This is a genomic window from Pseudomonas sp. AP3_22 TE3818 (genome assembly GCF_053628995.1).
The window spans coordinates 2,629,830-2,648,082 of record NZ_JBRJHL010000001.1; the positions used below are offsets into that span (position 1 = coordinate 2,629,830).

An 18,253-nucleotide genomic window follows, 5' to 3' on the forward strand; every position below is an offset into this window, starting at 1 on the left:
ATTACCTACCAATCAATTTGAGCAGAAGAGGGGAGTTCGCCAGCAAGCCATCGGCGGCGGCGTAGATAAGCAACGCGACCGGGGCGGCGGCCAGGGTCACGAAGCCATCGAACAGGTTGAGGTCGCGGGCCACCGGCGCCACGCTGGCCACCAGCGCAAGCAGCACCAGTGCACTGTTGCGCGCCAGCAGCGCCGGGCGTAGCGGTTGTGCCTGGTCGGGACCGGCGCAACCGCAATCGATGTCCGCGCGACCGCGCCACAGGTTGATGCCGATGGCGGCGGCGTACAGGGCCAACAGGCTGGCGGCGCTCACCGCGGCGTAACCACGGCTGATCGGTACCAGCAGGGCAAAGGCGATGGCCAGTTCCAGCAGCGGCACCAGTCGTGCCGTCGGGCGCACCAGCGCCTGGGGCAGCAGTTGGTAGTCCGCCAGTTGCCGGGCGAAGCGGGCCGGCGCACGCAACTTGTGGGTCGCGGCGCTGGCCAGCAACACCGCGATGGCGATGGCGCTGGCAATGATGAAGATCGGATCTGTGTGCATGGCCGAACCTCTTAGTAGCTCAGGACCTGAGTCGCGGTCTTCGCGACTTTCGGCATGCTGCCGGTGAGCTTGTTGGTCTTCAGATCGAAAATCTGCAAACCGCCTTCCACATCAGTGCCGAGCAACAGCGGCTTGTCGTCACCGGTGGCCTGCATGCTCCACACCGGAACCGGGGCTTCCAGGATCGCTACCTTTTTGTGGGTGTTGAGGTCGAACGCCCAGATCAGCGGGCTCGGGTCTTCCCACTTCATGGCTTCGTGGGCGTCGTGCATCAGCACATACAGGCGGTCCAGCTTCGGTGCCACGGCCATCAACTGCCAACCACCCGGTGCCCAACCGGCCTTCTTTTCTTCGTCGCTAACCAGCGACCAGGACGGCAGGATCTTCGGCGCGTCACCGGCGAAATCCACCGGACGCACGGTGCCGGTCGTGGTGGTGAAGTAGTAGGTGTCGCCGACGTTGACCGCGCGCTCCACCAGTTTTTCCGCGTTCGGATCAAAGAACGGCGTGCGGCTGCGCGCAGTTTCCTGGCCCTGATCGTTGAGGGTCACCACTTGCAGGCTGCCGTCGCCGCACAGCGAGGCGAAGCGGCGGTTGCCGATCGGGTAGTTGAGCACGCAACCGGGAATGGCGATTTCCGTGGCAACGGCCTTGGCCTGGGTATCGACCACGGTTACCGAGGTCGACGGCGTGAAGTTGTAGACGTAGACGAACTTGTCGTCGCCGCTCGGCTTGAGCGCGTAACGCTGGGTCAGCGATTCGGCACGCTTGTTCGGGATCAGCACTTCCCAGGCTGGCGACAGGGTCGAACTGTCCCACGCTGTCAGCACATCGGTACGGGTACCGCGGGTGCCGCGCGAATACCAGATGTCGGCACTGTAGAGGGTCTTCTTGTCATGGCTGAGGGTCGACGGCGCGGCAAAACCGGTCGGCACCATGCCGAGGATGCGCTTCTGGTCCGGGTCGACCACAGTCACACGGCCAGCGACGAAACTGTCGAACTCGACGTCGATGACAAACGCGCGGTGAGCTTCGGGTGGAAACGCCAGAACGGTCTGGCCAATCGTACCGGCGGGCAAGTCCGCGCGGGCACTGTTCAAACCGAGTACAAGCAGGCTCAGGCCAAGCGCTGACTGTACGGAGATCCTGTTTGTTCGCATAAGGGGAACTTCCTGAATTGTTGGTAACGCGGATCGCGGGTGCTTTGGCAGATTTTTACCCTTTGATTCTGCCGTGCCCTGCGATCAGGAGAATTGCCCTGCCTGCCAAGTGTTTGTGTGTCTGTGCCAGTGTCATGAAACTGGCTGCACAAGGTGATAAAGCAGGGGGTTGAATGGTCTGAGAGGGGGAGGGCGACGCTGCACTTGTGGCGAGGGGGCTTGCCCCCGTTGGGTCGCGAAGCGGCCCCAGTATTTTCCAGTCACACCACGCCAGCAGGTTTTGCGGCGGCTTCGCCACCGAACGGGGCGATGCGGCGTTCCGACAAGCCCCCTCGCCACAGGGTTTGTGTAAGGCCACAGGGTTTGTGTATGTCAGACCACAGGAGTTGTGCTGGTCAGGCGAGGGGAAGGGAAAAGCTGAACACCGCGCCGCACGGCGCCAGGTTTTGCGCCCAGATGTCGCCCCGGTGGCGGCCGATGATGTTCTTGCACAGCGCCAGGCCAATGCCGTTGCCGCTGACCTTGGAGGAGAAAAAACCGTCGAACAGCTTCTCTTGCGCCTGGGCCTGGATGCCACGGCCGCAGTCTTCGATCCGCACCAGCGCCACCTCGTTGTCGCGGCTGGCCTGGATACGCAACACGCGGCGTTCGGCGGGCAGGTCGGCCATTTCTTCGATGGCGTTGAAGGCCAGGTTGAGGATCACCTGGCCGATCAGCACCTTCTCGCAACTCACCATCAGCGGTTCGGGCGAGGCGATGATTTCCACGCGCACCCGGCTTGGGTCGGCGCGCAGGCTGATGAAGTAGCGGGTTTCGCGCAGCAGCTCATTAAGGTCGATCAGTTCTTCGGTCTGCTCCAGCTTGACCACGTAATCGCGCACGCTCTTGATGATCACCGAGGCATGCTCGATTTGCCGTACCGCGTTTTGCAAACCCCAGGCGACGCCCTGATCGGTTTCCCCTGCGTTGCCCAGGCGAATCACCGCACCTTCAATGAAGTTGCGGGTGGCGGCCAAGGGTTGGCTCAGTTCGTGGGCGATGGCCACGGCCATTTCGCCCATGGCGTTGTAGCGCGCCAGGTACTCGAGCTTCTGCTCGCTGACCCGCCGCGCTTCCTCGGCCTGGACCTGTTCGGTGACGTCGCGGAACAGCAGCAGATGGCCGACCAGATCATCCTCGATCTCGATGTAGCGGCAGGTCGCGTCATGCCAGCGCCATTCGCCATCCCGGCGCTGCACCTTGTAATGCACGTTGAACGGCGCGTGCTCCGGCGTTTCATGGGCAAATTGTTGCAGCAGGCGCTGGCTGGATGCGTCGTCGCACCAGGCCAGGAAGTTCTCACCCATCAGTTGGTGCACTTCGCTGTTGAGCAAGTGCGCGCCGGAGTCGCTGATAAAGCGGATGTCGCCCTCGGGGCCGAGCACCGCCACGCCTTCGGCCAGGTCCTGCATGAAGGCCTTGAGCCGGCTCTCGAACCGCTTGAGGTCGCGCTTGACCTTGTCCTCTTTGGAGATGTCGCGGAACTGCACCATCAGCACATCGCGACCGTCCAGGTGCACCAGGGTCGCCACCGCCTCGGACAGAATCTCCACCCCTTGCTTGGAGCGATAACACCACTCGATGGCGCGCTGCCCGGTGCGCGCGGCGCCTTCGAGCCAGCGCAAGCCTACCGAACGTCGGTACTTCGGCGCATCGCGGGTCATGTCCGGGGCCTTGAGCGGCGTCAGTTCCTCCAGGGTAAAACCCAGCGCCGCCAGGGCAGCGGCGTTAGCCCAGAGAATCTCCTTGGTGTGCGCGTCATGAAGAATGATGCACAGCGGCATGGCTTCGATCAGCGCAAAAAAGTCGTTCGGTTTTGGCAGGTACATCGCACGGCCCTTGGCGGTAGAGGTTTGCAGTATGGCGTTTTATACCTGCTCGCACAGCGCGATGCGCTCAGAGGTAACCGGCGTGGACCTAGGGGTTTTCTTTAGCGAGGAGGCTGCACGCCCCAATAGTTGCGGGCGGATGCGGTTTTTACACTGGACCCCAATGCAAGGGCAACGACCCGACCCTTGTAGGAGCGAGCTTGCTCGCGATGAACCTGAGAGCGCCACGGGGTGCCAGGTTTCCAGCGTCATCGTTGACGACCATCGCGAGCAAGCTCGCTCCTACAAGGAGCGGTGTAGCCCTCTAACAATAATCAAAACGGAGAACTAGCCCATGCTGCGGCAACAAGACCCTGTGTCCGGCCCGGTCGTGCCAATGGTCGAGAGTCAGCTATTTGAGCAGGTGCTGGATGAGGTTCGCCAACGCCGCGAGGAATTCGACGCCGGCTCCCACGTGCCTCGGGACATGATCGAGCGCTTCAAGCAGCTGGGCATCTATCGCGCCGCCACGCCGAAATGCTACGGCGGCGACGCCCTGGCGCCGGCGCTGTTCCTGCACATGATCGAGCGCATCTCCGAAGCCGACGGCTCGGCGGGCTGGGTCGCCAGCTTTGGCAGCGCCGGTGTCTACCTGGCGGCCTTGCCGCCGCAAACCCTGGCTGAAATCTACGCCCAGAGCCCGGACCTGGTGTTCGCCGGCGGGTTGTTCCCGTTGCAGCCAGCCGAGGCGGTGGAAGGCGGCTGGCAGGTCAACGGCACTTGGAAGTTCGCCAGCGGCAGCAAAGGCGCTGACCTGCTGGGGGTCGGCATCGGCGCCAGTGCGGCGGGCGGCAAACCGCGCACGGCGGTGTTCCCGGCCAGTCAGGTCGAGATCGTCGAGAACTGGGATGTGGTCGGCCTCAAGGGCACCGGCAGCCATGACCTGCGCGTCACCGACAAATTCGTCGAGGAGCGCTGGACCTTCATCCGTGGCGGGGCTGCAACCATCGACGAACCACTGTTCCGCTACCCGTCGATCGCCTACGCCGCGCAAGTGCTGGCGGTGGTCAACCTTGGCTTGGCCCGTGCAGCGCTGGATGAAATCAGCCGCATGGCCGGCGCCGGCGGCATTACCGGTGCGCCGAAAATGGCCGACCGCGCTTACGTGCGCATCGAGATCGCCAGGGCCGAAGCCAAGCTGATGGCCGCGCGGGGTTTCTTCTACAACGCCACCGAACAGGTGTGGAACTCGATCCTGGCCGGCAACCCGGTCACGCCGGAGCAGACCAGCCTGCTGCGCCTGTCGGCGATCCATGTCTCCCAGGCGGGTGCCGAGGTGGTGCAGAGCGCCTACAGCCTGGCCGGGACCACCGCCATTTACCTGCGTCATCCACTGCAACGCTACCTGCGCGATTCGATGGTGGTGACCCAGCACGCCTTCCTCAGCGAAGGGCTGTACGACGGCGCCGGCTCGGTGCTCCTCGGCGTGCCGCCGTTCCCGGGCTACATCTGATTTTTCATTACTTTTTCAAGGATCAACAGCATGTCCCAAGCTACCCAGGAACCGTTGCGCGTCGTCTTCTGCATCGGCATCACCCAGAACTTTTTCGACCTGCCCACCGGCGAAGGCTTGAGCGTGTGGAAGGGCTTCAGCCAGATGATGGGCTCCCTCGGCGCCATGCCCGGCATCACCGTGCTCGGCGCCATGGACGACGACCGCCTGATGGTCGGCCCGTCGACCACCTCGCCCTGGACCGTCTACATCATGGCCGACGTCGACTGCCACCAGTCGGTGATCGACGCCTGCAACCTGTTCCGCACCACGCCGGTGGGCGAGTACAGCCTGTGGCGCTACGCCAGGGTCGAAGCGCGCATCGGTCGCCCGCTGACCATCCCTGACGCGGCCAGGGTGTAAGCCATGAACGAGGCCTTGCTGCAGCGTCTTCAGACGCTCGAAGGGGAAAGCGCGGTGCGCCGCTTGATGGCGCGCTACATGGACCTGTGCGATGTGCCGAGGGCGCTTACCCATGTCAGCGAATTGGCTGAGCTGTTCTGCATCGATGCGATCTGGGAAGGCATCGGCAGCCAGACCGCGCAGACCTTTGGTCAGCACCGTGGGCGTGATGCCGTGGCCGCGTTTGTCGGCGGTTACCTGCCGCCGTCGGAGCACTTTCGCTTGAACCTGCATTACCTCACCAGCGAGTCGATCGTGGTCGACGGTGATCGGGCGCAGGGGCAGTGGATCATGCAGCAGATTTCCACCTACGCCGATGGCCGCAACGAGCTGTTCGGCACGCGGCTGAACATCGATTTCCGCTGCGTCGACGGCACCTGGCTGATCGCCCATTTCCGCACGCAACGGCTGTTCAACACGGAGCTCTTCACCTTGGGAGCGGGCACATGAGTACTTTCATCAGCGAATTCCTCCTCGGTGGCAACGGCAAGCGCGTCGCCATCAAGGACTCCATCGACATCGCCGGTCACCCGACCCGTTCGGGCAGCCGTGCCTTCGCCGATGCACCCGCTGCCACGAAAAACGCCGAAGTGGTCGACGCGATCCTCGACGCCGGCTGGCAGATCGTCGGCAAGACCAACCTGCATGAACTGGCCTTCGGCGTCACCGGCATCAACGACTGGACCGGCACACCGGTGAACCCACAGGCGCCGGACCGGGTGCCGGGCGGTTCCTCCAGCGGCTCGGCTTCGGCGGTCGCCGCTGGCCTGGCAGATATCGCCATCGGCACCGACACCGGCGGTTCGGTGCGGGTGCCGGCGGCGTGCTGCGGCATTGCCGGGTTGAAGCCGACCTATGGCCGTGTCAGCCGCATCGGTGCCCATCCGCTGGAATCCAGCCTCGATTGCGTCGGGCCGTTCGCCAGATCCATGGACGATCTGATCGCCGCCATGCAGGTGATTTGCCCAGGTTTTGGCGTGCAGAGACTACCCGCAGACGGCGCGAAAGTCGGCTTCGTCGACGTGGCCTGTGACGCGCATCTGCAAGCCAGTCTCGGTGCCGCGGCCGACCGTGCCGGCTGGCGTCGCAGCCACCTGCACCTGAGCGAATTCGAAGCCGCGTTCGCCGCCGGCCTGACCGTGATCAATTTTGAAAACTGGGCGGCGTTCGGCCACCTGACCGGCAAAGGCCTGATCGGCGCCGATGTCGAGACACGCCTGTTGGCGGCCAGCCGTACTACGCGTGAAGAGCTCGCAGAGGCTGAAACCGTGCGCAGGCGTTTTACGCAACAGGTGGATGCGGCGCTGGAAGACTTTGCCGTGTTGCTGTTGCCGACGCTGCCGACCTTGCCGCCAACCCTCAGCGAAGCCCGCGCCGGCAGCAAGGCCGTGGCCGGCATGACCCCGCTGGTACGGCCATTCAACCTCAGCGGCCACCCGGCGCTGACGGTGCCGGTGGAGCTCGATTGCGGCGGATTGAAAGTCGGCCTGCAAATCGTCGGCCGTAAAGGCCAGGACGAGCTGGTCTGCGCCTTTGGTGCGCAACTTCAAGCCTCTACAACCCAAATCTGAAAAAAAGCCATGAGGAGAACCGCATGAGCACTCATGAATACCGGCTGATCGCAACGTCGAAAAGCCCCGAAGACCTGGTCAGTCACGACCGCGTCGACGTCTCGCTGTATAACGATCCGGCGCTGTTCGAAGCCGAGCTGGAAAAGATTTTCTACCGCACCTGGGTGTGGGTGGCCCACGAAAGCGAGGTGCGCAACAGCGGTGACTTCAAGACCGCCACCATCGGCCGTCGCCCGGTGATCGTCGTGCGCGACAAGAAGAACACCATCAACGTGCTGGAAAACCGTTGCCGGCACCGTGGCGCCACCGTGTGCGAGAAGCACAAGGGCAACGCCACCGGTTTCACCTGCCCGTACCACAGCTGGTCCTATGGCCTGGACGGCAAGCTGCGGGCGCTGCCGTATCCGGACGGTTACGAAGGCATCCTGGAAAAGTCCGAACTGCCGCTGACCAGCCTGCGCGTCGAAAGCTACGCCGGCATGGTCTTCGCCAGCTACAACGACGAGGTCGAACCGCTGGAAGACTTCCTCGGCGGCGCCAGACACTGGATGGACCTGTTCATGAAGCAGGGCGCCGGCTACCCGATCAAGACCCAGGGCGAACACAAGTTCAGCTTCAAGGGCAACTGGAAGATCCAGCTGGAAAACACCACCGACGGTTACCACTTCCCGATCGTGCACAAGTCGTTCATGTCGTCGGTGGATGAAGAAACCTCGGAAATGCTCTCGTTCATGACCGACGAACAAGCCGTGACCCACTCGTTGGGCAACGGCCACAGCGTGATGGTGATGGTGCCGGAGCACGTCGACCTCGATCACGACGACGGCACCGAACAGTTGCAGGAACGCTTCGCCCACGTCACTGAAGAACTGTCGAAGACCCTGCCGGCCGATCAGGTCCGTCGCATCGTGCGTTCGCTGCACGGCGCCGGTTTCAACCTGAACCTGTTCCCCAACGTGGCGATGTCGATGTCGTTCTTCCGTGTACTGCGCCCGGTGTCGGTCACTGAAACCGAGATCCGTCACGTGGCCCTCGGCATGGACGGCGGCCCGGAAATCGCCAACCGCGAACGCATGCGCATCCACGAACACTTCCAGGGCCCGTTCGGTTTCGGCAGCCCTGACGATGCCGAAGCCTGGGACCGCGTGCAGCGCGGCTCGTATGCCGGCGTCGACGCGCCGATCCTGGTCAACCGCGGCCTGAACCGCGAAATCACCGCTGAAAACGGCGACAAGGTCAGCCACGCCACCGACGAAGGCGGCATGCGCGGTGCCTACGACATGTGGAAAAGGATGATGAGCCAATGAGCAATCACGACACCCTGAACGGTTTTGCAGGTCCCCTGGCCCAGGCCATTGAATTCATCTGGCGCGAAGCCGAACTGCTCGACCACAAGCACTATGCCGAATGGGCGACCCTGTGGAGCGACAGAGGCAAGTACATCGTGCCGATCGACCCGGACACCGAGGATTTCGAAGCGACCCTCAACTACGCCTACGACGATGCACGCATGCGTGCCCTGCGCATCGAACGACTGAGCGCCGGCTTCTCGCCGTCGGCGGTGGACGCGGCGAAAACCATTCGCACCGTCTCGCGTTTCCGTCTGGTGGAAGCGGCCGGTGACATCGTCGAAGTCAATTCCGCGCAGTTGCTGTACGCCTACAAGCGCGGTGTGCATACGCCATTCGTGGCCGAGCTGAACCACCGCATCCGCTTCACCGACGGCGTGCCGACCCTGGAACGCAAGGTGGTGCGCCTGATCAACTCCACCGACAGCCTGAGCGCGCTCGGCTTCCTTTTGTGAGGACACCCACATGAGTCGAGTAGCCCTCGTAACGGGTGCTTCGCGCGGGCTGGGCGAGTGCATCGCCCGGCGTCTGCACGCGGCAGGTTATCGCGTGGCCCTGGCGGATGTGCGCCTCGACGGCGTGCAGCAACTGGCTTTGCAACTCGATGGCAGCGGCGCCAGCGCCATGGCCATCGAGCTGGATGTGCGCAGCAAGGCCGACTTCCAGCGTGCTCGCGACCTGCTCGTTGAGCAGTGGGGCGGCACCGACATTCTGGTGAACAACGCCGGCGTGTCGAAAGTCGCGGCGCTGATGGACATCACGCCCGAAGAGTTCGATGAGTCGATGGCGATCAACCTGCGCGGCACCTTCGTGGCCTGCCAGGTGTTCGGCGCGCACTTTGCCGAGCGTGGCTTTGGGCGCATCGTCAACATCGCGTCGCTGGCCGGGCAGAACGGCGGCACCGCCACCGGCGCGCACTACGCGGCGGCCAAGGGCGGCGTGGCGACCCTGACCAAGGTCTTCGCCCGTGAACTGGCGCCGCAAGGGGTGACGGTCAACAGCATCTCGCCAGGTCCGCTGGACTTGCCGGTGGTGCGCGAAACCGTGGCGCCTGAGCGTCTGGAGCAGATCCTGAAAATGATCCCGGCCGGCACCCTCGGCGACCCGTCGTACATCGCCGACAGCGTGTTGCTGCTGATCGCCGACAACGCCGCCTCCGTCACGGGTGCGTGCTGGGACATCAACGGCGGCTTGTTCATGCGCTGATTTCATGGCCGAAAAATAATCCTGTAGGAGCCGGCTTGCCGGCGATGACGGCCGGACTGGCGACGCAATATTCAAGGCCGCGATCGCTGGCAAGCCAGCTCCTACAAGGTTAGACGTTGGCACAGCAATCCCGATTTGTAGGAGCCGGCTTGCCGGCGATGACGGCCGGACTGGCGACGCAATATTCAAGGCCGCGATCGTTGGCAAGCCAGCTCCTACAAGGTTAGACGTTGGCACAGCAATCCCGATTTGTAGGAGCCGGCTTGCCGGCGATGACGGCCGGACTGGCGACGCAATATTCAAGGCCGCGATCGTTGGCAAGCCAGCTCCTACAAGGTTAGACGTTGGCACAGCAATCCCGATTTGTAGGAGCCGGCTTGCCGGCGATGACGGCCGGACTGGCGACGCGATATTCAAGGCCGCCATCGCTGGCAAGCCAGCTCCTACAAGGGGTGAGTAAGCCCCCTCCAAAAACAACAGTATTCAGGTGATGCAATGATGAAGGTGAAGATCGAAAGGATCGTCGACGAAGCGCTGGATATCCGCTCCTTTCGCCTCGTGCGCAGTGACGGCCAGCCGCTCGACACCTATGAGCCGGGTGCCCACGTCGACCTGACCGGGCCGACCGGGGTGACCCGCCAGTATTCGCTGTGCAGCCCGCCGCAGGATCGCCGTGCGTACCTGGTGGCGGTGAAGAAAGAAGCGAAGTCGCGCGGCGGTTCGCTGGCGTTGCACGAGCAGGTCGAGGAGGGCATGGAGCTGGAAATGGGCGCGCCGCGCAACCTGTTCCGTCTCGATGAAAGTGCCTGTGAACACCTGTTGTTCGCCGCCGGTATCGGTGTCACGCCGCTGCTGAGCATGGCCTACAAACTGGCGGAAAGCGGCCAGCCGTATCGCTTGCATTATTTCGCCCGTTCGGCGCAGTACGCCGCGTTTACCGAGCTGTTGGCGACCCGTTTTGCCGATCACGTGGAGTTTCACTACGGTGTCGAGCCCGCGGACCTGGACGGCGCATTGAGCGCATGCCTGGAGCGTGCCGGCAGCGCCGCGCATGTCTACACCTGCGGCCCGGCACCCTTCATGAACACCGTGGTGGCAGTGGCTTCACGCAGTCGCCCGGATGAGGCCATTCACCTAGAACACTTCACGGCGGACCCGGCGGCCAACAGCGCCCCGGCCGGCGGTTTCGAAGTGGAGCTGGCCAGTTCCGGCGTGGTGCTGCACGTGCCGGCCGACGCCAGTCTGGTCGACGTGCTGCAGGCCCATGGTTGCGACATCGACACCGAATGCCGTGAGGGCATTTGCGGTACCTGCATCGTCGAGGTGCTGGACGGCGTACCGGAACACCGCGACAACTGCCTGTCGAACAAGGAAAAGGCGTCCAACAAGCAGATCTGCGCCTGTGTGTCACGGGCGCTTTCCGCTCGTCTGGTATTGGACATTTAAGCCTCGGGAAGGCTGGAAAGCGTGCGCCGGAGCCTGTTGAATGGGCCCCCGGCGGCCGTCGAGGGAGGCGATGGCTACAGAAACAACGGTTTTGACGAACCGCTCGGTGAAGCGGTCGAAAAATAACAACAAAAACGTGAGGCTTTGCGGACATGATTACAGCATCGACGGTGCGCAACGAGGCGTTCGAAAGTTGGTTGAGCCAGGTGAACCAGGCCTGTGGGCGTTTCGACGCGCGGGCGCTGGACACTGATTTCTACGGCGAACTGGCGGAATTTCGCAGCGGTGCAATCAACCTCAGTGTGGTCGACATGGCGCACGTGCATTTGTATCGCACCAGCAAGGACGTCAGCACCAGCAACGACGGCCACTACTACGCAGTGTTCCAGATGCGTGGCAGTTCACAGCTGGAGCAGGGCGACAACCGCGCGCAACTGGGTTGTGGCGACATCGCGCTGATCGACGCCAGCCGTCCGAGCGACATGACCTACCATGACGATTGCCGACAGCTGTCGCTGATTCTTCCGCGCCAGGTGGTCGAGCGGGGTTCGCACTTCAATGCCGTCAACTGCGCCACGCGCATCGCGGCCAGCAACCCCCTGGCGGCGATGGCCAACAGGCTGGTGCTGGAGACTCGCCAGCAGGAAGGGCTGGACATGCAGGAAAGCGAGGCCGTGCTCGATGCCCTGGCCAGTTTGTTGCTGCCGGGTATCAGCGCCCGGGACAGCGCGGCCGATCCCCATGAGCGGCAGTTCCGCAAGATCATCGCGTTCATTGATGCGCACCTCAGCGACGAGGAACTGTGCCCCGAGCTGATCGCCCGTGAAGTCGGGATATCCGTGCGCGGCCTGTATCGGATGTTCTCCAAGCGCGGGCTGGTGGTGGCGCAGTACATCAAGCATCGTCGCCTGGACTTCTGCGCGCAAAACCTGCGCCGCGCCGATGTCGAGCAGAAGCTGTCGGCGCTGTGTTATGCCTGGGGCTTCTCGGATTCGAGCTACTTCTCGTCGGCCTTCAAATCGCGTTTTGGTGTTTCGCCGGGGGCTTATCGCAAGCGCTACAGCTGCTGATTTCGATGTTGAATGGGCTGGCCCCATCGCCGGCAAGCCGGTTCCTACAGGGATTTTTTGTCGTACACGGATGTTATGTGCAATGAAGATCATTGTAGGAGCCGGCTTGCCGGCGATGGGGGCCTGACGGTAAATACCGGATGATCAATGCCGCACCGGCTCGTCCACCGGCAAATGCAGCACCTCGCGCACCAGCATGGCGATGCTGGTCACGCCCATCTTTTCCTTGATCTTGGTGCGGTGCACATCAACGGTCTTCACGCTGATGTTCAGCTCCCGCGCGATCACCTTGCTGGCCTTGCCATCGATCACCAGCATCAACACTTCCCGTTCACGGCTGGTCAGCAGTGCCAGTTTGCCCTGCAGGTTCTGACGCTGTTGCTGATCGGCCTGGGCGTGCACGGCGGTCTTCAGCGCGGCCTGGATGCGGTCGATCATCTGTTGCGGGTTGTAGGGCTTCTCGACGAAGTCCAACGCGCCGTTCTTCATCGCCGTGACCGACATCGGAATGTCGCCATGGGCCGAGACGAAGATGGTCGGCAGGGTGCTGCCGCGCTGGTTGAGGATTTCCTGCAACTGGAAACCGCTGGTCTCCGGCATGCGCACGTCAAGCACCAGGCAGGCGGGCTGTCTGGGGTCGTACTGGCTGAGGAACTCTTCGGCGCCGGCAAAGCACTGCGCCTGCACGCTGACCGACTCCAGCAACCAGGCCAGCGAAGTGCGCAGGTCCTTGTCGTCGTCAACGATATAAACAATCGGTTTGCGGGTTTCCATCGGGGCTGCCACGAAAGTTTTCTAATTATTGTTTTCGCACGCGAACGCGCGGCACGCATCGGCTCGTCTTTCAGGAGCCAGTAAGCAGAATACCCACTGTGGCCGGCCCTTGCGATAAAGAAACCACCTAGTCGACTAGCGGAAACCCAACCCCGCCATGGGGATCGTCAGAATGGTTGTGCCGCGCCCGCAGCCTTAGTCTTGTTCCATCACCTACGGGCCGCAAGATGGCGGTCCTCCTGAAGAAAGGGGCATCGACATGGCCGACCTGAGCCAGCAGCAAATCGACTTTCGCAACGCCATGGCGCAGCTGCCTGCGGCGGTGAACATCATCACCACCAACGGCCCCGGCGGGCGCTGCGGCATCACGGCCAGCGCCGTGTGCTCGGTGACCGACTCGCCGCCCACCGTGCTGGTGTGCGTCAACCGAAACAGCGCCACCCACGACGTGTTCCGCACCAACGGCCACCTGTGCGTCAACGTGCTGTGTGGTGAACAGGAAGAACTGGCCCGACACTTCGCCGGCATGACGAAGGTGCCGATGGCCGAGCGCTTCGCCTGGGACCTGTGGGACGACGGCGCGGCCGACGTGCCGGTACTGCGCGATGCCCTGGTGCAGCTGGAAGGGCGCATCAGCGAGTGCAAGGAAGTGGGCTCGCACTCGGTGATGTTCGTGGAGCTGACGAAGGTCGGCGTGCGCGAACCACGCGACAGCCTGGTGTATTTCAACCGCTTGTTCCATCGCCTGGAACATGCCGGCGCCCATTGCTGAACGCCACCCATACCTGTAGGAGCTGGCTTGCCAGCGATGAGGCCCTGTAGACCGCTCTCGCCGGCAAGCCGGGCGCCTGCAGTGACCGTGCGCGGTTTACCTCGCGGTGATCACCGACAGTTTGGTAATCCCCGCCCGCTCAATGGACGCCATCGCCCGCGCCACTTCACCGTAGTTCACGCCGTCATCGGCCTGCAATTGCACGCGGACTTCCGGGTCCTTGGCCTTTGCCGCCTGCAAGTTGAATTCCAGCAAGTCCGGCTGGATTTCATCCTTGTTGATGAACAGCTTGCCGGCGCCGTCGATGCTCACCACCAGCGGGTCTTTCTGCTCAACCGGCGCCACGGCTTCGGTCTTGGGCAAGTTGATCGGAATCGCATTGGTCAGCAGTGGCGCGGTGACGATGAACACCACCAGCAGCACCAGCATCACGTCCACCAGGGGCGTCACGTTGATCTCGCTGAGTACTTCATCGTTGTCCTGTGTCGAGAAGGCCATATCAGGACGCCTCCTTGATTTTCTGCCCGGCGGTGTGGGCGCCGGACTTGCCCGCGACCGGGCTCAGCAGCACACGGAACGCGTGTTTCTGTGCCAGGCTGTAGAAGTCGTGCGCGAAGTCATCCAGGTCTGCCGCCGTCAGCTTCAGGCGGCGCAGGAAATAGTTGTAGACCAGCACCGCCGGCACGGCGACCGCAATACCGACGCCAGTGGCGACCAGTGCGGCGCCGATGGGGCCCGCCACGGTTTCCAGGCTTGCCGAGCCTGCCGCACTGATCCCTTTCAACGCGGACATGATCCCCCAAACGGTGCCGAAGAGGCCGATGAAGGGCGAGGTGCTGCCGATACTGGCGAGGATTGCCAGCCCTGTTTCCAGCGAGCGCCGTTCACGCACGATCTGCTGGCGCAAGGCGCGCTCAAGGCGGTCCTGATGATTGATCGACTGGCTGAGGTCGGCGTTCTGACTGTCACCGGTCTGGATCGCGTGGTAACCGGCCAGCGCGACGCGGGCGGCAGCGCCAGGCAGGTTGTGGGCGAAATCGGCGGCCGATTCAAGGCTCGAAGCGGCCCAGAATTGCTTGTGGAATTTGCGGTCCTGCGCCTTGAGCCGGGTGAACTGCAAGCCCTTGAGCAAGGCCAGACCCCAGGTGGCGACGGAGAAGACGATCAACAGCCAGATGACGGCGTGTTCGATGGATTCGAAGGGGGAGGTGAGTAGATTCATGGTCGGGTGCTCCAACAAGGCAGTAGATCGGTTGTAGCGATGCGCCTTTTGTCAGGTAGCCCGCGGGGTCTCGAGAGGGTTGTATCACTTGATTTTGAAGTCGATGGGCACGCTGACCCAGCCGTCCAGGGCGACGTCGCCTTGCTTGGCCGGGACGAAGCTCCAGCGTTTCACGGCGGCCAGTGCGGCGTCGTCCAGTGAATCGCGGCCACTGCTTTTCTGAATCTGGATTTCACCGGGTTTACCGCTGGCCAACACATGCACGCGCAGCAACACCGTGCCTTGCCAGCCACGGCGCATGGCCTGGGACGGGTATTCGGGGGCCGGGTTATGCAGGTAACCGGCAGTTGCCGAAGCCGGAGTGACCGGCGCAGGCGCAGGCGGTGCCGCCGGTGTTGGCACAGCGGCCACGGGTTGTGGCGGCGCGGGTGGGGCAGGCTGCTGCGTCACGGGTTTGGCCACCGGTTTAGGCACAGGCTTGACCACAGGCTTGGGCTTGGGGATCGGCTTGGGCGGTGGCGGCTTCACGGCCAGTTCATCTTCCACCGGAGGAGGCGGCTCCACCACGGGCTGCACAACCGGCTCGGGCGGAGGGGGTTCGACAACGGGTGGCGCCGGCTGCGAGAACTCGATGGTCATCGGCGGAATTTCCGGGGGCACGACGGGCAGTTGCGGCGTGGGTACCTGGCTGACCCAGACAATCACCGCGCCATGCAGCACCAGCGCCAACACTCCCAGCAAGACCACCTCGCGACGACTCAACACCCGTTTGGGGGTGCTGTGCAGGCGCGACAGTGCCAGGGGCTCTCGAAATACCCGGCCAAGGTTGAGCAGCTCACCGAGGGCCGGACTCTGCAATACCCGCGGCAGACTGGCGGGGCTTTGGACATTGCCCATTTGTTTACTCCTGTGAATCCTGTGTTTTTTCCATGCCTCGATGGAGCGGTCCGGGTCTCAATGTCCCACCAGCTCTTCCAGCAGTTGTTCCTTGTAGGCTTGCAGCACGGTTGACGCCCGGTCCCGGGGATGGGGCAGGTCGACCCTGATTTCGTGTTTGATCCGCCCCGGATGGGCGTCCATCACGATCACCCGGTCACCCAGGTACAGGGCTTCCTCGATGTCGTGGGTGACCATGATGACGGTGCAGCGTTGTTGCACCCAGATGCGCTGCAACTCGTGTTGCAGGCGTACCCGGGTCAACGCGTCGAGCGCACCAAGGGGTTCGTCGAGCAACAGCACTTTGGGTTTGTTGATCAGTGCCCGGGCAATGGCTGCCCGTTGCGCCATGCCGCCGGACAACTGGTGCGGGTAGGCATTTTCAAAGCCATCCAGGTTGACCAGGGCAATGTGCTCGGCCACCAGCCGGTCCTTTTCGGTTTGTGAAAGTGGATGGTTTTTCAAGGCCAGGGCAATGTTCTGGCGCAAGGTCATCCACGGAAACAAACGGTGATCCTGAAACACGATCCCGCGTTCCAGGCTGGTGGCCACGACCCGTTTGCCATCCAGCAGGATGTCACCTTCATAGTCGGCCTCCAGCCCGACGATGAGCCGCAGCAGCGTGGATTTTCCGCAGCCGCTGGCCCCCACGATGCTGACGAACTCGCCGGGGCGTACGTCGAGGTTGATGCTGCGCAGCACTGGCAAGGGCTGGCCTTCGATCCGATAGACTTTGCTCAGGCCGCGAATGTGCAGCGCACCGGACTGTGTCGGGGTGCTGTGTGGCAGGACAGGTTGGGCAATTGCGTTCATGGAGTGGCCTTTCAACGAATGTTGCGCCAGCGCAGCAAATGGCGGCTAAGAAGGGTGAATAGCAGGGTCATCAAGTAACCGCACAGACCGATGCACAGCACACTGAGGACAATGACCTCCATGCGTGAGCCGGCTTCGGCGTTCATCATCAGGTTGCCCAGGCCGGCGCCGGACGACAGGAACAACTCGCTGCCCACCGCCGTGACCCAGGCAAACGCGAGCGCATGCAGCACCCCGGTGGCGATGCTCGGCAGCGCCGCCGGCAACAGCACATGACGCAACCGTTGCCAGCGGCTCAGCACCAGCACCTGGCCGACCTCGCGATAGCGCTGCTCCACATGGCTGAAGCCCTGGTACGTGTTGAGCACCATAGGGTAGAAAGCCGCCAGACTTACAATCAGCACCTTGGAAAACTCGCCGTTGCCGAACCACATGGCGATCAGCGGAATCCAGCCGAGCATCGGTACTTGGCGGATCGAATGAAACAGCGGCCCGATCAACCGATTGGCCGGTCCTGACAGCGCCATCAGCACGCCCAGCAGAACCCCGAAAAAAATCCCCAGCGCCAGGCCGACGCTGGTGCGCGTCAGGCTGGCCAACAGGTTCACCAGCAGTTCGCCGTTGGCCAGCAACTCGAGCAAGGCAGCGCCTATGGTCGACAACGGCACAAAGGCGTAAGCCCCCGCCGCGCCCTGGCGAGACAGGTACTCCCAGCCGCCGATCAACAACAGCGGCAGCAACAGGCCGCGGGATTTGGCAATAAGTCCAGACATCGAAGGCTCCTAGCGGGTCTGCCAGCGGAACAGTCGCTGTTCCAGTTGGCGAAAGCTGAAATCCAGGGCGAAACCGATCAGTCCGGTCACCACAATCCCCACCATCACTACATCGATGCGCAGCATCTGCCGGCTCATTTCGATCATCTGTCCCAGGCCACTGTCGGCGGCGAGCAACTCGGTGGCCACCAGCACCACCCAGGCGCGGGTCAGGCTGATGCGAAAACCGGTGATGATCGGCGGGGCGGCAGCGGGCAGGGCGATCTCCCGAACGAACGTCGGCCAGCGCAGGCGATACACATCCGCGACCTCGAAATAGCTGCGCGGAATGGCTTTCACGCCTTCGCTGGCGGCCAGCGCGACCGGGAAGAAGGCGGTTTTGGCAACGATGATGATCTTGAAGGTTTCATCGATGCCGAACAGCAGCACGAACATCGGGATCAAGGCGATACTGGGGATCTGACGCAAGGTGTGAAACAGCGGCGAGCAGTAGATCTCGACGTTTTTCGACAAGGCCATGAGCACGCCGAATGCCAGCCCGCACAGTGAGCCGATGCCGAACCCCAGCCCCAGGCGCGACAGACTGTTGAGCAGGTGCTCGAGCAGCTCGCCACTGGCCGACAGCGCTTCGAAGGCCCGCCACACCTGAGCGGGAGGAACCAGCAGGTTGCGCGGAAAAATCCCGGCGTCGGCCACCACTGCCCACAGCAACAACAGGGCAACAGGGGAGATGAGCCAGGTCAGGCAAGACAACAGACGTTGAGTACGCATGGCAGTTCTTATTTCGGCGAAGTACCCAAGGGGTATCGCAAGAGCTGT

General features: G+C 63.0%; 20 protein-coding genes and 1 pseudogene. 10 read left to right on the forward strand and 11 right to left on the reverse strand.

The annotated features are described in order from the left end of the window. Window position 1 precedes the first annotated feature (1 nt). From AB7M25_RS11980 to AB7M25_RS11995, 4 genes and pseudogenes are all read right to left on the reverse strand, one after another. A complete protein-coding gene (locus AB7M25_RS11980; RefSeq protein ID WP_454237338.1) occupies window positions 2–541 on the reverse strand; it encodes a MauE/DoxX family redox-associated membrane protein in 540 nt (179 codons plus the stop codon). 11 nt (window positions 542–552) lie between these two features. Continuing rightward, on the reverse strand, window positions 553–1,701 hold the full coding sequence (locus AB7M25_RS11985) for an amine dehydrogenase large subunit (RefSeq protein ID WP_429519461.1): 1,149 nt from the start codon (window positions 1,699–1,701) through the stop codon (window positions 553–555). 395 nt (window positions 1,702–2,096) lie between these two features. Next, window positions 2,097–3,569 (reverse strand): sensor histidine kinase, encoded by a 1,473-nt coding sequence (locus tag AB7M25_RS11990; RefSeq protein WP_429519460.1) that lies wholly within the window; start codon window positions 3,567–3,569, stop codon window positions 2,097–2,099. A 187-nt stretch (window positions 3,570–3,756) separates the two neighbouring features. Further along, window positions 3,757–3,834 (reverse strand): annotated as a pseudogene (locus AB7M25_RS11995) (outer membrane lipoprotein carrier protein LolA); the annotation flags it as partial. Window positions 3,835–3,903: 69 nt separating this feature from the next. On the opposite strand from AB7M25_RS11995, the gene AB7M25_RS12000 reads away from it, so the two are divergent. From AB7M25_RS12000 to feaR, 9 genes are all read left to right on the forward strand, one after another. Further along, window positions 3,904–5,061, forward strand: coding sequence for an acyl-CoA dehydrogenase family protein (locus AB7M25_RS12000; protein WP_454237339.1), 1,158 nt, complete (start codon window positions 3,904–3,906; stop codon window positions 5,059–5,061). 30 nt (window positions 5,062–5,091) lie between these two features. Beyond that, entirely contained in the window at window positions 5,092–5,463 is a 372-nt protein-coding gene (locus tag AB7M25_RS12005; RefSeq protein WP_008002590.1) for a hypothetical protein, read from the forward strand. A gap of 3 nt (window positions 5,464–5,466) precedes the next feature. Continuing rightward, entirely contained in the window at window positions 5,467–5,952 is a 486-nt protein-coding gene (locus tag AB7M25_RS12010; protein ID WP_429519457.1) for a nuclear transport factor 2 family protein, read from the forward strand. Then, complete coding sequence (locus AB7M25_RS12015; protein ID WP_429519455.1) at window positions 5,949–7,073, forward strand: amidase; 1,125 nt, start codon at window positions 5,949–5,951, stop codon at window positions 7,071–7,073. The genes AB7M25_RS12010 and AB7M25_RS12015 overlap by 4 nt, the downstream gene beginning before the upstream one ends. Window positions 7,074–7,096: 23 nt before the next feature. After that, entirely contained in the window at window positions 7,097–8,380 is a 1,284-nt protein-coding gene (locus AB7M25_RS12020; RefSeq protein ID WP_429389993.1) for an aromatic ring-hydroxylating oxygenase subunit alpha, read from the forward strand. After that, the gene (locus AB7M25_RS12025) at window positions 8,377–8,877 is read left to right on the forward strand and encodes an aromatic-ring-hydroxylating dioxygenase subunit beta (RefSeq protein WP_429389991.1); all 501 of its coding nucleotides are present in this window, start codon (window positions 8,377–8,379) and stop codon (window positions 8,875–8,877) included. The genes AB7M25_RS12020 and AB7M25_RS12025 overlap by 4 nt, the downstream gene beginning before the upstream one ends. A gap of 10 nt (window positions 8,878–8,887) precedes the next feature. Beyond that, window positions 8,888–9,628 (forward strand): SDR family NAD(P)-dependent oxidoreductase, encoded by a 741-nt coding sequence (locus AB7M25_RS12030; protein WP_102675694.1) that lies wholly within the window; start codon window positions 8,888–8,890, stop codon window positions 9,626–9,628. 495 nt (window positions 9,629–10,123) lie between these two features. After that, entirely contained in the window at window positions 10,124–11,074 is a 951-nt protein-coding gene (locus AB7M25_RS12035; protein WP_454237340.1) for a PDR/VanB family oxidoreductase, read from the forward strand. Between the two features lie 152 nt (window positions 11,075–11,226). After that, the gene (gene feaR / locus AB7M25_RS12040) at window positions 11,227–12,144 is read left to right on the forward strand and encodes a transcriptional regulator FeaR (protein ID WP_454237341.1); all 918 of its coding nucleotides are present in this window, start codon (window positions 11,227–11,229) and stop codon (window positions 12,142–12,144) included. A 144-nt stretch (window positions 12,145–12,288) separates the two neighbouring features. Here feaR and AB7M25_RS12045 read toward each other — a convergent pair whose 3' ends face one another. Further along, entirely contained in the window at window positions 12,289–12,918 is a 630-nt protein-coding gene (locus AB7M25_RS12045) for a response regulator transcription factor (protein ID WP_007978139.1), read from the reverse strand. A 259-nt stretch (window positions 12,919–13,177) separates the two neighbouring features. Between AB7M25_RS12045 and hpaC the strand changes: the two genes are divergently transcribed. Continuing rightward, window positions 13,178–13,690 (forward strand): 4-hydroxyphenylacetate 3-monooxygenase, reductase component, encoded by a 513-nt coding sequence (hpaC, locus tag AB7M25_RS12050; protein ID WP_007978142.1) that lies wholly within the window; start codon window positions 13,178–13,180, stop codon window positions 13,688–13,690. Between the two features lie 96 nt (window positions 13,691–13,786). On the opposite strand, the gene AB7M25_RS12055 is transcribed toward hpaC, so the two are convergent. The 6 genes from AB7M25_RS12055 to AB7M25_RS12080 form a co-directional block, all read right to left on the reverse strand. Beyond that, the gene (locus AB7M25_RS12055; RefSeq protein WP_103395705.1) at window positions 13,787–14,188 is read right to left on the reverse strand and encodes an ExbD/TolR family protein; all 402 of its coding nucleotides are present in this window, start codon (window positions 14,186–14,188) and stop codon (window positions 13,787–13,789) included. A 1-nt stretch (window position 14,189) separates the two neighbouring features. After that, window positions 14,190–14,912: a MotA/TolQ/ExbB proton channel family protein gene (locus tag AB7M25_RS12060; protein ID WP_429390032.1), complete on the reverse strand. Its 723-nt coding sequence runs from the start codon at window positions 14,910–14,912 to the stop codon at window positions 14,190–14,192. A gap of 84 nt (window positions 14,913–14,996) precedes the next feature. Then, window positions 14,997–15,809 carry an energy transducer TonB gene (locus tag AB7M25_RS12065; protein WP_454237342.1) on the reverse strand — a complete coding sequence of 271 codons (813 nt, stop codon included), beginning with the start codon at window positions 15,807–15,809 and terminating at the stop codon, window positions 14,997–14,999. Window positions 15,810–15,866: 57 nt separating this feature from the next. Further along, a complete protein-coding gene (locus AB7M25_RS12070) occupies window positions 15,867–16,661 on the reverse strand; it encodes an ABC transporter ATP-binding protein (protein WP_454237343.1) in 795 nt (264 codons plus the stop codon). 11 nt (window positions 16,662–16,672) lie between these two features. Then, window positions 16,673–17,434, reverse strand: a complete 762-nt coding sequence (locus tag AB7M25_RS12075) for an ABC transporter permease (protein WP_429519715.1) — start codon at window positions 17,432–17,434, stop codon at window positions 16,673–16,675. 9 nt (window positions 17,435–17,443) lie between these two features. Continuing rightward, the gene (locus AB7M25_RS12080; RefSeq protein ID WP_454237344.1) at window positions 17,444–18,205 is read right to left on the reverse strand and encodes an ABC transporter permease; all 762 of its coding nucleotides are present in this window, start codon (window positions 18,203–18,205) and stop codon (window positions 17,444–17,446) included. Window positions 18,206–18,253 lie beyond the last annotated feature (48 nt).

Bases quoted from the DNA above. Each gene is read 5' to 3' on its own strand.
- AB7M25_RS12070 (WP_454237343.1), bottom strand. From the start codon at position 16,661: ATGAACGCAATTGCCCAACCTGTCCTGCCACACAGCACCCCGACACAG.
- AB7M25_RS12045 (WP_007978139.1), bottom strand. From the start codon at position 12,918: ATGGAAACCCGCAAACCGATTGTTTATATCGTTGACGACGACAAGGAC.
- AB7M25_RS11990 (WP_429519460.1), bottom strand. From the start codon at position 3,569: ATGTACCTGCCAAAACCGAACGACTTTTTTGCGCTGATCGAAGCCATG.
- hpaC (WP_007978142.1), top strand. From the start codon at position 13,178: ATGGCCGACCTGAGCCAGCAGCAAATCGACTTTCGCAACGCCATGGCG.
- AB7M25_RS12065 (WP_454237342.1), bottom strand. From the start codon at position 15,809: ATGGGCAATGTCCAAAGCCCCGCCAGTCTGCCGCGGGTATTGCAGAGT.
- AB7M25_RS12080 (WP_454237344.1), bottom strand. From the start codon at position 18,205: ATGCGTACTCAACGTCTGTTGTCTTGCCTGACCTGGCTCATCTCCCCT.
- AB7M25_RS12025 (WP_429389991.1), top strand. From the start codon at position 8,377: ATGAGCAATCACGACACCCTGAACGGTTTTGCAGGTCCCCTGGCCCAG.
- feaR (WP_454237341.1), top strand. From the start codon at position 11,227: ATGATTACAGCATCGACGGTGCGCAACGAGGCGTTCGAAAGTTGGTTG.
- AB7M25_RS11980 (WP_454237338.1), bottom strand. From the start codon at position 541: ATGCACACAGATCCGATCTTCATCATTGCCAGCGCCATCGCCATCGCG.
- AB7M25_RS12030 (WP_102675694.1), top strand. From the start codon at position 8,888: ATGAGTCGAGTAGCCCTCGTAACGGGTGCTTCGCGCGGGCTGGGCGAG.
- AB7M25_RS12005 (WP_008002590.1), top strand. From the start codon at position 5,092: ATGTCCCAAGCTACCCAGGAACCGTTGCGCGTCGTCTTCTGCATCGGC.
- AB7M25_RS12020 (WP_429389993.1), top strand. From the start codon at position 7,097: ATGAGCACTCATGAATACCGGCTGATCGCAACGTCGAAAAGCCCCGAA.
- AB7M25_RS12075 (WP_429519715.1), bottom strand. From the start codon at position 17,434: ATGTCTGGACTTATTGCCAAATCCCGCGGCCTGTTGCTGCCGCTGTTG.
- AB7M25_RS11985 (WP_429519461.1), bottom strand. From the start codon at position 1,701: ATGCGAACAAACAGGATCTCCGTACAGTCAGCGCTTGGCCTGAGCCTG.
- AB7M25_RS12010 (WP_429519457.1), top strand. From the start codon at position 5,467: ATGAACGAGGCCTTGCTGCAGCGTCTTCAGACGCTCGAAGGGGAAAGC.
- AB7M25_RS12035 (WP_454237340.1), top strand. From the start codon at position 10,124: ATGATGAAGGTGAAGATCGAAAGGATCGTCGACGAAGCGCTGGATATC.
- AB7M25_RS12060 (WP_429390032.1), bottom strand. From the start codon at position 14,912: ATGAATCTACTCACCTCCCCCTTCGAATCCATCGAACACGCCGTCATC.
- AB7M25_RS12055 (WP_103395705.1), bottom strand. From the start codon at position 14,188: ATGGCCTTCTCGACACAGGACAACGATGAAGTACTCAGCGAGATCAAC.
- AB7M25_RS12015 (WP_429519455.1), top strand. From the start codon at position 5,949: ATGAGTACTTTCATCAGCGAATTCCTCCTCGGTGGCAACGGCAAGCGC.
- AB7M25_RS12000 (WP_454237339.1), top strand. From the start codon at position 3,904: ATGCTGCGGCAACAAGACCCTGTGTCCGGCCCGGTCGTGCCAATGGTC.